10 protein-coding genes and 1 pseudogene are annotated in these 13,880 nt (G+C 45.1%); 6 read left to right on the forward strand and 5 right to left on the reverse strand.

Features of this window, described 5'->3' with window-relative positions:
• Positions 1–3,075, forward strand: a pseudogene (locus tag AC04MQ_RS19070) (hypothetical protein); the annotation flags it as partial.
• Positions 3,076–3,252: 177 nt separating this feature from the next.
• Here the strand turns inward: AC04MQ_RS19070 and AC04MQ_RS19075 are convergent.
• The 3 genes from AC04MQ_RS19075 to AC04MQ_RS19085 all read right to left on the reverse strand — a co-directional run bounded on the left by AC04MQ_RS19075 (position 3,253) and on the right by AC04MQ_RS19085 (position 5,482).
• Positions 3,253–4,335: a winged helix-turn-helix domain-containing protein gene (locus tag AC04MQ_RS19075; protein WP_475392862.1), complete on the reverse strand. Its 1,083-nt coding sequence runs from the start codon at positions 4,333–4,335 to the stop codon at positions 3,253–3,255.
• A 116-nt stretch (positions 4,336–4,451) separates the two neighbouring features.
• Positions 4,452–4,901 (reverse strand): copper chaperone PCu(A)C, encoded by a 450-nt coding sequence (locus AC04MQ_RS19080; protein ID WP_475392863.1) that lies wholly within the window; start codon positions 4,899–4,901, stop codon positions 4,452–4,454.
• Complete coding sequence (locus AC04MQ_RS19085; RefSeq protein ID WP_475392864.1) at positions 4,898–5,482, reverse strand: SCO family protein; 585 nt, start codon at positions 5,480–5,482, stop codon at positions 4,898–4,900. The genes AC04MQ_RS19080 and AC04MQ_RS19085 overlap by 4 nt, the downstream gene beginning before the upstream one ends.
• 52 nt (positions 5,483–5,534) lie before the next feature.
• Here AC04MQ_RS19085 and AC04MQ_RS19090 point away from each other — a divergent pair, with 52 nt between their 5' ends.
• From AC04MQ_RS19090 to AC04MQ_RS19100, 3 genes are all read left to right on the forward strand, one after another.
• Entirely contained in the window at positions 5,535–6,068 is a 534-nt protein-coding gene (locus tag AC04MQ_RS19090) for a hypothetical protein (RefSeq protein ID WP_475392865.1), read from the forward strand.
• A 235-nt stretch (positions 6,069–6,303) separates the two neighbouring features.
• A complete protein-coding gene (locus AC04MQ_RS19095) occupies positions 6,304–6,618 on the forward strand; it encodes a helix-turn-helix transcriptional regulator (protein WP_475392866.1) in 315 nt (104 codons plus the stop codon).
• A complete protein-coding gene (locus AC04MQ_RS19100; protein ID WP_475392882.1) occupies positions 6,608–7,915 on the forward strand; it encodes a type II toxin-antitoxin system HipA family toxin in 1,308 nt (435 codons plus the stop codon). Before AC04MQ_RS19095 ends, AC04MQ_RS19100 begins: the two co-directional genes overlap by 11 nt.
• 80 nt (positions 7,916–7,995) lie before the next feature.
• Here AC04MQ_RS19100 and AC04MQ_RS19105 read toward each other — a convergent pair whose 3' ends face one another.
• Positions 7,996–8,361, reverse strand: a complete 366-nt coding sequence (locus AC04MQ_RS19105) for a hypothetical protein (RefSeq protein ID WP_475392867.1) — start codon at positions 8,359–8,361, stop codon at positions 7,996–7,998.
• Positions 8,362–8,472: 111 nt separating this feature from the next.
• On the reverse strand, positions 8,473–9,954 hold the full coding sequence (locus tag AC04MQ_RS19110; RefSeq protein ID WP_475392868.1) for a M12 family metallopeptidase: 1,482 nt from the start codon (positions 9,952–9,954) through the stop codon (positions 8,473–8,475).
• Positions 9,955–10,133: 179 nt separating this feature from the next.
• Here AC04MQ_RS19110 and AC04MQ_RS19115 point away from each other — a divergent pair, with 179 nt between their 5' ends.
• Both AC04MQ_RS19115 and AC04MQ_RS19120 read left to right on the forward strand, forming a co-directional pair.
• Positions 10,134–11,684 carry a serine/threonine protein kinase gene (locus AC04MQ_RS19115; protein WP_475392869.1) on the forward strand — a complete coding sequence of 517 codons (1,551 nt, stop codon included), beginning with the start codon at positions 10,134–10,136 and terminating at the stop codon, positions 11,682–11,684.
• 380 nt (positions 11,685–12,064) lie between these two features.
• Positions 12,065–13,880: sialate O-acetylesterase (locus tag AC04MQ_RS19120; RefSeq protein WP_475392870.1), on the forward strand; the 1,816-nt coding region annotated here is incomplete at its 3' end.

Genomic DNA, 13,880 nt, shown 5'->3' on the forward strand with positions numbered 1-13,880 from the left:
GAAGATCATGATGAAATCGATAATATCCTGATCGGAAATCTTGCGATGTATGGACGACGTCCTTTGGCAGACAAAATACTGCTTGAATCGGACAGAGAAGGCGGTTTTGCGGAAGATCGTGCCTCAGCTATGTCTGGCTTCTGGATTTCCCACCCTAGAAATACTGTTCGGGAAAACGTAGTATCAGGAACAGAGGGAACGGGATTTTGGATGTCGTTCACCACTGGTGATCAGCCAAATACAAATGGCCGGATCATCAACCAACAGCCGGTGACTATCGCAGGGCAACAAGTTGTGCCACGTCCTAACGTATCGCCTACGACTGATTTTTCCAATAACGTAGCCCACGCGAATGTTGTGGGTATCAATTGGGATGGAGCGACCGGAGGAAGAAGTGCGAATAATCCGCGCAATCCTAACGATAAGATTCTTGAGATGGCTTACTATAGACCCTCTGTTACGCCTGTTTACAGCAACCTGTCAGTATTTAAGAATCGCATCACTGGGATCTACTATCGTGGGAATACGGCAGTTTTTGATCGCAATATTTTGGCTGATAATGGTTGGAACTGGTGGGTGGGTTATAACCAGTCCCTGACGAATTCTACTATTATTGCGCGTAGTAATAATCATGGTGCCAGCGATCAGAAGTATATGTACACGGACGGTAAGTTCTGGGGTAAACAGCCAATAGGTGTTGTTCTTTATGATGGACCGGCCGAAGTTCACAATGTGAATTTCCTCAATTTTTCTACTCAGAAGACATTTGTGAATACTCATGGAACCGAATATGAGATCACATCCGCCGCGTTTTCAGATATCGGCGGTCACAACAAGTATATGAACTTGTCGTCGGGCATTTATATGTCTCCAAGTAATCTAGTCTACAAGTTTTCACTTGGGCTGGGCAAAGATGCAGTTCAAAAGAACTATACCAGTGGCTGGTATGACGTCACAAACGGAACTCATCAACGAGATTTAGATGGAACTTTGACGGGACGTGCTGGGTCTGTTGTTGTTCCTCAGAATGAGTTTGTTAATTACCCAGGTTGTCGTTCCGAAGCGGGATATGACGGCTTTGTGATTTGTGACGGGCAAAAGAATGTAAGCAGTATTTTTGTTGCTGTGAACAACAGCTATCAAGGTGGTGGTGGAGTTCCATTCCTTGTATATAGAAATGATGGGCCATCTTCTATGCCTGTTAATAGTCCGAACGTGGATTTGGATCGCAGTTTTGACTATTTGATGATTCCAAATGTCCGCGGCTTGAACAACAAATTCAGTATGCTGACGGGATATGATTACACTGTTGTATTCAGACGCAGTGACGTTCTTAACGATTTTAGAAAGATCAACCCACTTATGCGGGTTCAATTCGCTGCAACAGGTATGAACGAAGTGTCGCCGATGGTTCGTTTTGTTGGACTTGGACAGCAGTGCGCGATTGAACAGTTGCCGCGAGTAGGAAGTGTCGATCAATTGCGTTCTCAAAATTCCGCTGGATATGTCGTCAGTGGTAACGAGATCTTTGCAAAGTTTAAGACAAATGAACGGCATGAAATGACGACTGGGGGGACGCGTTCTCAGCAGTCGGTTATGACAGTGTCGATTCGTTGCGACGATGTCCCGAAACCACAAGTCATGGGTTCCTATAGCCTTGAGATGAAAGATGGCAAGGCTTCAGTATTTGGCTGGGCTTGTGATCAAACTATCAACGAATCCATTGATTTACACATGTATGCAGGTTCTGAAATGATTGGTTCTACGCGAGCAGATCTGCAGAGTGAAAATCAGGTTCGCTCATCTTGCGGAACTTATAAAGGGCACTATCGCTTCCGTTATGACCTGACTGCTGAACAAACACGAAGACTTACAGGTCAAAGAATTGATGCTTACGGGATTTCGAAATCAGGAGGCCCGAATCTTGTAATTACGGCCGGAGGATCTGTGGTTATTCCAGGAGGATCAACGCCAAATCCACCATCCACACCGGCTCCGAACCCTGCACCTACCCCAGCTCCTGTTCCGCCGACGCCAGCTCCTGCACCTGCTCCGGCCCCAAGCCCAGGTGGTAATGAAGTCATTGGCTACATCGATGGCATTTCTGCAGGCCGCGTTGTAAATGGCTGGTTGTGTAATAAAGGTATTGCGAAGTCTATTGCCTATCATATCTATGCGGGTGCCCCAGGAAAGCCGGGCGACATCTGGGTTGGTGGTGGAGCCGGTAACTTACGCTCGGAGTCGCAAGTGGCAGCTTCCTGCGGGGTGAACTCTGGGGCCTACAGATTTAGCTATACTTTGCCACCAGAGACGGTTGGTAAGTCTATTCATATCTTTGGTATCTCGGTAAGCGGGGACAATAAAAACAGTCCACTTACGCGTTCGGGAGAACTTGTTGTTCCAGGATCTGTGACAGCACCGAGTCCAGGACCTGCACCAACCCCAGCTCCAAAGCCTCGTTCGGTTCGTATCGTGGACCGTTCTCAAGGTAAAGATGGTTTTGTCACGGCCTTCGATCAAGAAATTTGGGGTGCTGGTGAAGATGCAAGAGCTTGTACCGGGATTGTAGGGCGTGGTGGTTGCACCAAAGACACTGACTTTGTTTCTTTGATTCAGGCATGGGGACAAGCCTCTTATCGCAAGAGTGAAGATGTCTTTATCCAAAAATCCGATGTCACTGGTCGTGGTTACCCGATGGGTAATTACTATACAACTGTAATTACTTCGGATGGAGGTCGCCATCAACTGACCTTTACGCCAAAAAGTATCGCCTCGAATCCTGTGCCAGCTCCAGCGCCTGCACCGCCTCCATCACAGGCTGTTTGTAAAAGCACAGGCACTTTCGGTAATAGCACGGGGTTGACAGAGTTTGCCTGCGAATGTACGGGCAACATGTCCGGATGGACGGATGTGGGTGGTGGTTGCTATCACCGTCCGTATCAAGACAAGTATTTCTGTACCGATAGAAATACGAGAACTTACTACCGTTGTGAGAAGGGAAACCCTGGCGCAGGTTGGAGTAGCGCGGGCGGCGGCTGCTATCACAAAGGAACCAATGAACGTTGCAGTAACTAAGCTATTCTCAAGTTTTATTCGGCCTCTTGAGAGGTGCTCTTAAGGCAATTTGAGAATAGAACACGAGGATATGTGACTATCTGTCTTATTTGAAACAGAACAGTCTAGATTGCCAAAAACTGTTTAAGGGATAAGCAAGCTTTCACGGGCCAGACTAGAATGGGATCACCTGAGAGTTTATTCATGGATTGCTCCGTGAGGAATTATAGTGATGGATATAGACCGTGGGATGTAATAGCCCATTCTATCGCGCAGAATATACCTTGGTGAGTCGGGGTTCGGTTCTATTAGAGTGCGAAGACGCTTGATCGATACATAAATTAGATTGTCATGTAATGCGGGATCGTAAGATAGTTTCCATACTGATTCGATGAGCATGACCTTTGAATGCCGTTCTCCAGGGCGACGCGCCAGTGCTGTCACCAAATCAAACAAGATATGTTGGTTGTTGAAGGTCACGTGACCTTTGCGGTGAACTTTGATACTGAAGTTATTTGTATAAATGATTAAGTCCCTTTCAAAGGGTGCAGTATTCAAAGGTCCTAAGCGTTGCTGAAAGAAAGCATGTAGCCGCGGCTGCTGTTTTTCGTCGAGTCCTGTTTTTATGAGGGTGGTGTAGGTTTCCGCCAAGTGGGGCTTACCCATCGATAGATAGGTGTCGGCCAACTGCACCAATACGTTCATTGCAAGATAGTTTAAACCTTCACGCTTGGATTTTTCATAGCATAGCCAGAACAGATCAAGGCCTTCATCATGCTGTTTCCGTCCAATAAGCACCAGGCCCTTTATGAAGAGACAGCTGATTTCTAGATCAACGTGGTTGATTACTCGAAGTAGTGTCAGTGCCTTGTCGATTAAGGCCCACGCCTGATCTACTTTGTTTTCTAGAATGGCTGCGAAGGCCAGGCCGTGCAGAGACCTAGCGATATATTCGTAGTCCGTGTTGGTCGTGGCATCTTCTAGTGCGAATCCAAAGAGTGTTTTTGCTTGATTCGGAGAGTTCTTGGCCATCTGCCAAATACCCAATAGATACAGGATATGAGACCTAACGATCGGATCCGGGGTGCCTGCATTCTGTAACATTTCATCATACACGAATTCGATTCTATCATGCATGAGCAATTCAAAATGGCACTGGAATAAAAGGCGTGCAATATACACCCATTGTTGACCACTTCGTTCCGTTGATGTTGATTTCCACAACTTGAAAGAAAGCTTTGAAGCTTCGTGAAACTTTCCTTGCTGGTACAGAAGCGTCAAAAGTTGAATATCTGAATGGGGAGGGGAGCTTGGCATCACAGACCTATTAGTCCTATGAATAATTCAAGTCAATAGTAGCAATGTTCCGGGAAAAACAGAACATTACTAGGGTTCTCTTAGTGATGGCTATGATTGTGACCGGCAGTGGGGACAGTTATTTTGAATTTTTCTTGCATAGACTTGCCGTCTCTTCTGAATGAAATGGTGATGATATCGCCGTCCTTAAAGCTCTTTTCGGGGTCGAATAGCATGATGTGATGGCCACCTGGTTTAAGTACAAAAGAGCTCTTCGCTTGAAGGGTGACAGAATTTACTTTTTCCATCCACATATGGCCTTTCTTTTCAAAGGATTGGTGCAGTTCTACCGCTTTAAAGCCAGTGGCCTTTTCTACAATGAGAGAAACAGGATTATCTGTATTGTTTGTGATGGTCGTATATCCCGCAGCAACAGTGGCATTGGTATTAAAGCGAATTGTGGGGTCTTTAAAGGTCAGATCTGTGGATTGTGCCTGAATAGAGACAAAAAAGCACAGAATAAATGTATAACAAAAGATGAGGGATTTCATAGGTACTCCTTTAATTTTGATAAAATTTCGTCGGCTGAGCGAGGATTGGATATGATTGATAGAACTGTTCCTTCTTCATTCAGAAAAAATACTTTGTCGGTATGGGCTAAAGAATATCCAAGATAAGAATCTGGTTTGTCCTGCAGAATAAAGCTGGCACCAATAAGTTTCGCTGTCTGTCTTAGTTCTTTTTCCGAACCGGTAAGTCCGATAAAATGAGGATGGAAGTGAAACGCATACTGTGCAGCTTTTTCTGGCGAGTCATGCTGATAGTCCACGCTGATAAAGACGAATTGGATTTGCGCGAGAGCCTCGGAGCTTAGTTTATTAAACGCAGTCGCTGTAATGCTAAGTGCAAGAGGGCATACATCGGGGCAGCTTGTGTAGCCGAAATAAATAAGGTTGATTTTTTTTGCGTGATTTATGAAGCGCCATGTCTGGCCGCGATGGTTTAAGGTAAAGTCCACGCCGCGAACTGCAGATCTCGCAATATACCAGTTTACTAAGCTGAGAAGAAGGACGCTGAAGAAAACAAGGCCAAGTGCCTTCTTTAAAGTGGGGCTGTATTTTTTTTCGTCCAAGAAGAACCTCAGAGATGTTGATCGTGCAGTAAGAGCAGTATAGTTTAATTGCATGACGAAGAAATATTTATTTATAATTTCACTGACTTTGGTAACTGGAATTAGCGCATTCGTGTTCTATTTTTTTTGGAACGGCGAGGTTATGTGCGGGATGAATGAGCAGGGCAAACTTAATATTAGTTGGGTCAAGCCAGCGAAGGAAGAAGAGGTGCTTCTTACGGAAGACACCAAGAAGTGTCCTGTCCATCAAGAAGAATGTCGAATTGAACTTTCGGAAAACGAGTGGATATCTTTGGATATTACACCTAGGCCTGTTGAGACATCCAAGGTTGTTGAGTTCCGAGTGAAAGTTTCCAGTGACAAGATAGTCCCCGAAGATATTGATTTAACCGGGACTGAGATCAATATGGGTTATTTCAGACCCAAGCTGGAAAAAGTAGGGCCTGATACTTATAAGTTGGATTTTAGTGTTCCAATCTGTGAAGAGGCTGAAATGCAGTGGAAGGCGATTGTTCGTTATAAAGAGAAAGGCGCTGGCGCTGTAAAAAAAGGTGCCGCTTTTTATTTTATGTCTTATCAAAAGTAAATGTTCTGTCTGGGGCTTCATGAAATGGGGAGCGCAGCAAAAGGCTAGTTTTTGCATTTAATGGCCCATATGGGAGGCTTTACGTTAGATAATGCCCTCCATATGGGTCATTTTTGTTTGTATTTCACTTGTTTGTAATTGGAGTAAGTCATATTATGATCTATATAAAGGTCATAAGGTTATTTAATGCCTTTTATGTGGATCAAAAATGGGGGCGGGAGTGCGAAGATCCTATTTGAAGTATAGTAAAGAGGCAGTTCTATTGCTGGGGCAGCAAATTAAATTAGAAAGAAAAAAGCGAAAGATGAGCGAAGCGGATTTCGCAGGTCGTGCTGGAATTGCCCGCTCTACTTTGCAAAGGATAGAGAAGGGCGATCCGGCTGTCGAGATTGGAATTGTTTTTAATGTGGCGCATATCGCCGGTATTCGCCTGTTTGAGATCGAGAATAGCTTTACAGGGTTGCTATCGCAGACAAGTGAAAAGCTAGCTCTGTTGCCCAAAAGAATTCGTAAAAGTCTGGCAGATGAAGAGGTGTATGATGACTTCTAAATCAGGATCCTATAGTGAGTCCTTTGTTTGGATTTGGTTGCCCGGAGAAACAGAACCCACCGTAGCCGGACGTCTTGAACAAGTGGGTTCAAGTCTGCAATTTAACTATGGTCAGAAGTACTTAAAAAAAGCGAATAACATTTCTATCTATAAACCAGAGCTTCCGCTGAGACCGGGTATCATTGCGCCTCTTGCAGGCTTGGCGATGCCAGGATGTATACGTGATGGAGCCCCCGATGCCTGGGGCAGGCGGGTTATTATAAATAGGAAATTCGGTTCCCAGGGAGATCAGATCAATACAGATGATTTGACTGAGCTTGCTTATATGCTTGAGTCCGGTTCCGACCGTATAGGAGCTTTGGACTTTCAGTTGTCGGCAGAAAAGTATGAACCACGCCAAATGGAAGAGGTCTCTTTAGAAATATTGATGGAGGCTGCGGAGACTGTTGAAAAAGGCATACCGTTGCCGTCAAGTCTGGAGCGGGCTCTTTATCACGGGACCGCCATTGGTGGGGCGCGTCCGAAGGCCCTGATTGATGATGGTGATCACAAATATATCGCCAAGTTTTCTTCAACAAGTGATACCTACAGCGTTATCAAGGGTGAATACATAGCAATGCGATTGGCGGCATTGGCAGGAATGAATGTTGCCAATGTAAAACAGGTGAGGGCTGCTCATAAAGATGTCTTACTTATCGAGCGCTTTGACCGAGTGAAGAAAAAAGACAAGTGGACCAGGCGGTCCATGGTCTCTGCACTGACAATGTTGCGATTGGATGAAAATATGGCCAGATATGCAAGCTATCAAGACTTGGCTGAAATCATTCGTATCGATTTCGATAAGGCCAAGGAAACGCTGAAAGAGCTTTTAGGTCGTATCGTACTTAATATTCTTTCCGGAAATACAGACGACCACGCCAGAAATCACGCTGCTTTCTGGGATGGGGAAAGGCTGTCTTTGACTCCGGCCTATGATATTTGTCCTCAAATGCGAACTGGTGGGGTCGCCAATCAGGCGATGGCAATTAAGGGAGAAGATCGGCGCAGTCAGATTTCATTGTGTCTGGATGCTGCCGAAGAGGTTTTTTTGATATCTCGAAGTGAAGCTGTCGAAATGGTTGAACAAATAGCCCAGGCTATCGTGAATAATTGGTCTAAGGTTTGTGATGAAGCTGAGGTCAGCATTGTGGATAGAAATCTTTTTAAGAGCCGACAGTTTTTCAATTCTTATGTCTTCGAGGGGCTTGGTGAAAACGAACCCATTGTTCATTTAAAGAAGGACTTTGAGAGGTTGTGACTTTTGTAAGCTCAACTTCACCTTCGATTTAATCAGCGTACGTCTCGAGAAAAACAGTGCGCTGTTCTGGCGCGAATTGGTTAAGAAGCTATGGGTTCATCTTTGTGATTCGCAGGCTCTTGGCTTTGCATGCGCAAGCTGCAGAGCAGTCCCTCAAAAAGACGTCTCTCTTCTTCCGTTCTTGCGCGTTGAGCCTGACAAAGGATATTAAAATATTTCTTTTCTGAATCTGTTTTGAAAAGAAATATTTCCAGGCATCCTTGTAGCGATGCTGGAATATGTCGTTGTCCATTAGTAACTAGGCACAAGTTTGAGCGATATGGATAGGCGATCTCTTTAGCCCACTTGTCGTATGAAAATCTGTGGTTTTTCTTCTTGCGATAAGCATAATAGTCTTTAAGAAATTTTGCGCCTGAATCGTAGTCAATTATCTGAGGTCTCATCATTTCCTCTTTCCACTGAGAATATTTGAATATGATTTCGTGTTTATGTCAGCTCTTTGGCAGGCGATTAATAGGAAGATTGTTCTGGCAAAATCAGAACAATCTTTCTTTCAACTATCTGCAGCTCTGATTGGTACCTAGATGGTAACAAGAATCTGAAACTCTATTCCAGTTTCTACCTTTGGGCTTTGTGTCGCAAGTGAAGTACACTTTTTTCTTATTTGCACAGAAGTAGCTGGGCTCTTTGTGAAAGCAGCCGTCAGCTTGCTTTACCCAGCCGGCTTTATTTCCGACGTTTGGTACCTTATTGCATCCGCAATGCCATTCCAGAGCGCTATCATTATTAGCTTGCTCTACGGAGTGTTGACATTCCGGGGCGGGTGGTGGAGTAGGAGTAGGAGTAGGTACGACCAGCGTTCCTGATCTGCTGAGAGCATTGTTCTTGTTGTCTCCGCTTTCCGAGATACCAAAGATATGAATAGACTTACCAACCGTCTCTGGTGGCAAAGTATAGCTAAATCTGTAGGACCCAGAGTTCACCCCGCAGGAAGCTACCACTTGTGGCTCCGAGCGCAAGTTACCGGCTCCACCACCAACCCAGATGTCGCCCGGCTTTCCTGGGGCACCTGCATAGATATGATAGGCAATAGACTTCGCAATACCTTTATTACACAACCAGCCATTTACAACGCGGCCTGCAGAAATGCCATCGATGTAGCCAATGACTTCATTGCTGCTTGGCGCATTCGCATGCCCATAAATTTCCGCGATAGCAGTCTTGTCTTCAGCGCTTAAGAATGTTTGAAAGCCATAGTTAGTGCCACCTGTCTTGATAGTGTAGGCGGGCCTGCTTATGTCGATATTGGCAGCGGTGAATTGGCCATAGTGCATGATTGAGTCGATATCATATTTTTTACTATAATTTTTAAGATCTAGAAGGGCACCTATTTTATCAAAGGCATGTGAATCACGTCGTATGTTATTCATGTCCACTTCTATATAAGAATCGCGGTCAAAACGTTGGTGTTCGTGAATCAAGCCGAAGACATGACCCATTTCATGAAGGGCATCATGCTTCGTGAAGCAGTATCCTTCCATATTCATTTGATTGGCATAAGTACGCTGATGTGAAACAGTTGTATTATAGCCTAGGGATGCCCAGCAACCTAAGTTGAAATTAGTTACAAATAAAGGGTGCTTTACCTGATTGGGCTTTACAAAAATACATTCCGCTTTTGATCCATGCGTCCACTCGGTGCAGGCTTCTTTAAGAAGGGTCACTAGCTTCATAGGAACTGCATGGGTTTCGACGTCAATAAAGACTTTGCCGCCAGGCCAGCGACTGGAGCGATAGGTGGCATAGCCGATGGCTTTTTCGTTCTTGGATGGACCGTTTTCGGGGACGTTGACCAGCATATCACCCATTAAGATTCTACCCTTAAAGACTTCAGCGGTGGAAGAAGCCACCTTTTGAGATGCAAAATCTTGTTGGAATGTAGATGGGAATTTACTGCAGTTTTGGAACAATATCCCAGTCAAGAAAGCTATCCCTAGTAAAGTGCATGGATATCCCCATTTTTTTAGTAATCTTGTCATAAGTGTACTTTTCGGGATACTGACTTGAAACTAAAGGTTTGGAGGTCAGGAATGAGACTTTACCGGCTGAGATATTGTTCTAGTTTTAGAGGGACAGCAGGAGGGGCGTTCTTTTTTTCGCAGAACACTGATTTTGTGAAGTGTCTTCATAGATGAGCCCCTGTTCCGATAACAAAGGTATGGCAAAGCGTATCGGTTCCTATGAAATCATCAGATCAGTTGCACAAGGGGGAATGGCGGAAGTCTTCCTTGCCCGTGCCACTTCAAAGTATGGGCGGGGCAAACTGGTGGCGTTAAAGCAAACTTTGCCCGAGTATCTGGAAAGTCCCGAAGTAATTAAGATGTTCCTGGATGAAATGAGGATTGCAGCCAGTTTGAATCACAAAAATATCGTTCAGACATTTGATTTTGGTACGACGGAATCGCAAGCGTACTTGGTTATGGAGTTCCTTCACGGCGTATCATTGCGAGAACTTTTGGCCCTTCATCGTGATTGGGGGCGTCCTGTGGATCTATCAATTGCTTTATATGTCATTAAAGAAGTGGCAGAGGGATTGAATTATGCCACCCATGCGCTGGATCCGTCATCGGGAGAGCCGTTAAATCTGGTTCACAGAGATCTTAGTCCCCACAATCTGATGCTGACCTTCCATGGTGAAGTGAAAATCATTGATTTTGGGATCGCAAAAGGGGTTAAGCAGCAGACGATTCTTGGAAGCGTCAAAGGCAAGTTTGCCTATATGAGTCCAGAGCAGATATCTGGACATTCTGTGGATCAACGGAGTGACCTGTTTTCATTAGGAATTATTTTATGGGAAATGTTAAACAACCGCAGACTTTTTGCCGGTAAGTCTGTTGACGAGATCAAAGACTTAGTCAGAGGGTACCGCATAGGGAATCTAGATTTTTCTGGAATGATAGGGCATGACTCGTGCCGACATATTCTGGAAAGGCTTTTACACCACAACTGCGAGCGGCGCTATGATAGCGCTCGTGAGTTGATCGAAGATATTAACTTTGTACTCAATTCTCGTTATCCGGATTTTTCGTCTCATGAACTAAGTCGATACTTGAAGAATGATTGCTTTTCTCAGAAATATTTGAATACATTGGAAGACTTTAGATTATTTGGTGCCATCGTTTTTCCTAACGATATTGATTATAATTTGGAATCCACGATAGTTACGTTTAAGGGAGAAGCGCCGCTTTTGAAGCCTCCGATACCGGCCATGTCGACGGCGATGCAGATGCGAGTCGTCAGTACGAATGATGAGAGTGGCCATCCCGCCTTGAAGTACGCGGTGGCGGGAGTTGCGGTGTCTTTCTTTCTGGCGGGCGCTATTCATTTTGGGAAATCGCCGAAGGTTGAAGAAATACAGATGTTGAGTCAGGAAAAGGCTCCGGATGTATCGGTGCTATTTGTCACTAACCCTATTGGCGTCACGATGTTGGTCGACGGCCAGAAGTACCTTGTAAATGGTCCTTTGCCGCTATATCTGACGGTTAATAAAGTTCACCGGATTGAGGTCTTCAAAGAGGGATTTGTGCGTCGAAGCTTCGATCTTTTGCCTCAGAGGTCTGCGCAATTTCAGATTGCGCTTGAACCAGCTGAGGCGGCTCCGACATCACGCAGTCCTGAAAGAACGCTGGCTGCTACGCGAAAACCAAAAAAGTATGTAAAATCTGATCCTGTCTTAAAGAAGAAGGTTCCGAAGAAAAGAAGTCGCTAATAAACCTGCTCCCTTGGTGGCTTTGGTGCGCAGCTTAACCGCATCCCGGGGACAACCCCATCGTGCCTTCATCTAGAAACACTGACAGGGCACTCTTCAAACACGAAGAATTGCTAGATTTCCACTATAGCGACGACGTCCGTCGGCATCAGCTGGAATTCCTACAAATGTATTTGAAAGTCTTCAAGACTATCGGCGAACTTATTCTTTACACAATTGAAGGAAGGTGATTTCTTAAAGTGAGATGTTCTGCGGGTGATTTTTGTTCTATCTAAGACGGAAAGTGAAATATCATTTTAAATTTTGTAAAGTAGAAAGGAGCGAGTAATTCCGCACCTTGTAATGATTGGCAGGGATGTTGTTGTATTAAGGGGAACCGTATGAAATTTGAAAAATGCAAAAAGATTTCTCTATTTTTAATTTTATCAATGACAATTCTGCCAATTTTTCAAAATTGCAGTGGATTTAAAACTCTGGATTTTCTTGCCGAGTCCCAGCCCTTAGCGGCTGTTTATGCCGCCGGTCTGAAGGGATCAAGCAGTACCTTGGTGGAATCTCAGAGTTCCAGAAACAGTTCTCAATATGGAATGGTGAATTCCGAAACCTTGATTCCCAATCTTAAAAATAATCAGGTTTATCAAAGACAGGCCTCGGCCTCTTTGAATGGTAAAACGGCTCATGATGCGGCTGTGGTGCCTTTGCGCTTTAAAAAAGCCTCCTCAGGTGTTCAAGAAGTCCGCGTCTCTATTCTGATGGAATCTATGATTTTGTTTGATAAGACCTACAGCGTTGCTGAAGCCTCTGTTGAAGAGTTTGAATTTCCGTTATTGTTGAGCGCGGGGGGATGGTACTCCTTGCAGATTCGTCAGATTGATAGCGCGCAAAAGAAAATTTACTTTTCCGATGTGAGCAAGTTTGGAGTGGGGGATGTTTATCTCATCGCGGGTCAGTCCAATGCTGCTCAACATGCAGAAGTTAAAACAGCCTCGAAAAATTCAAAAGTGGTGATGGCGGACCCTGAGCATAATACTTGGGCTCCGGCAGCAGACCCATTACCTTTTGCAACGGTAGATCCAAACAAGGTATTGATTGAATCTACCAATGGCAAGGGGCAGGGGTCTAACTGGCCAGAGCTGGGTGATATGTTGGCGCAAAAATACAATGTCCCTGTGGCTTTTTTGAACACCGCAGTGGGCGGCACCGCGATCACGCAGTGGCTTCCCGGAGCGCAGCCTCTCAGTATGGGAGCAAATTTAGAAAACGTTTTTAAGGACTATCATCTGTATCAACGTTTGGTGTTTGCAGCAAAATATCTGCAAGACCAGAGCGGTGGTTTTAAAATGATTCTTTGGCATCAAGGCGAGTCCGATATGTACGCTGAAGAGTGTACACCCAGCACGTTGGAGAGATGCGCTGCCACTCTATATGCAGCTCGCTTTTTGGATTTAAAAGGCTCTTTCGACGGAGCCATTGGTATGAACTCTTCGTGGATGGTGGCGAGGACAACTTTTGGACCTGATCGCTTGAATGATGGATGTGTGGGTATTCAGCCGTATCGGGAATACACAGCTCAACAATTGCGCAGCAGTCAGGAAAGGTTGTGGAGTTATCCTAATATTTATCGAGGCCCTGAATCTGATGACTTAAGGGAGGGATATCGTTACTCAGGACCGGCGGGGTCTTGTATACACTTTTCTTTTGCAGGGCAAAAAGCAATGGCCCAGCGTTGGTTTGCCTCTGTCGTGGCGGCCCATAGTGGCGCAGCCAGTCCAATAGTAACACCTACACCAGCACCCACTCCAAGACCCAACCCTGGAGTTCCAGCAGCACCTGCGGAGCCGCTGCGCTTAGTGGATAGATCCCAGGCGAAGGACGGTTTTGTGACTTCTTTTGATATGGAAGTATATGGTGCCGGTAAAAATGCAAGGGCTTGTATGGGGCTTGCCACCCAAGCACCATGCACCAACTATGTGTTGATGACAACAGCTTGGGGTGCAGAATCTTATCGGGCTGTGGATGGTGCTTTTATTCATAAATCCAATGTTGCTGGACGTGGTTTTCCAATGGGGAACTATTATCTTTCAGTGAAAAAGGAAAATGGAGAGACCCAGCGACTAGCATTCACACCTAAGGACAACACTGTAATAATAGAGCCTGTCAAATTGGGGCTTTTGCGCTTAGTGGATAGATCCCAGG

This window comes from Bdellovibrio sp. MYbb2 (assembly GCF_056175685.1).

Bases quoted from the DNA above. Each gene is read 5' to 3' on its own strand.
- AC04MQ_RS19100 (WP_475392882.1), top strand. From the start codon at position 6,608: ATGACTTCTAAATCAGGATCCTATAGTGAGTCCTTTGTTTGGATTTGG.
- AC04MQ_RS19115 (WP_475392869.1), top strand. From the start codon at position 10,134: ATGGCAAAGCGTATCGGTTCCTATGAAATCATCAGATCAGTTGCACAA.
- AC04MQ_RS19110 (WP_475392868.1), bottom strand. From the start codon at position 9,954: ATGACAAGATTACTAAAAAAATGGGGATATCCATGCACTTTACTAGGG.
- AC04MQ_RS19080 (WP_475392863.1), bottom strand. From the start codon at position 4,901: ATGAAATCCCTCATCTTTTGTTATACATTTATTCTGTGCTTTTTTGTC.
- AC04MQ_RS19105 (WP_475392867.1), bottom strand. From the start codon at position 8,361: ATGATGAGACCTCAGATAATTGACTACGATTCAGGCGCAAAATTTCTT.
- AC04MQ_RS19090 (WP_475392865.1), top strand. From the start codon at position 5,535: ATGACGAAGAAATATTTATTTATAATTTCACTGACTTTGGTAACTGGA.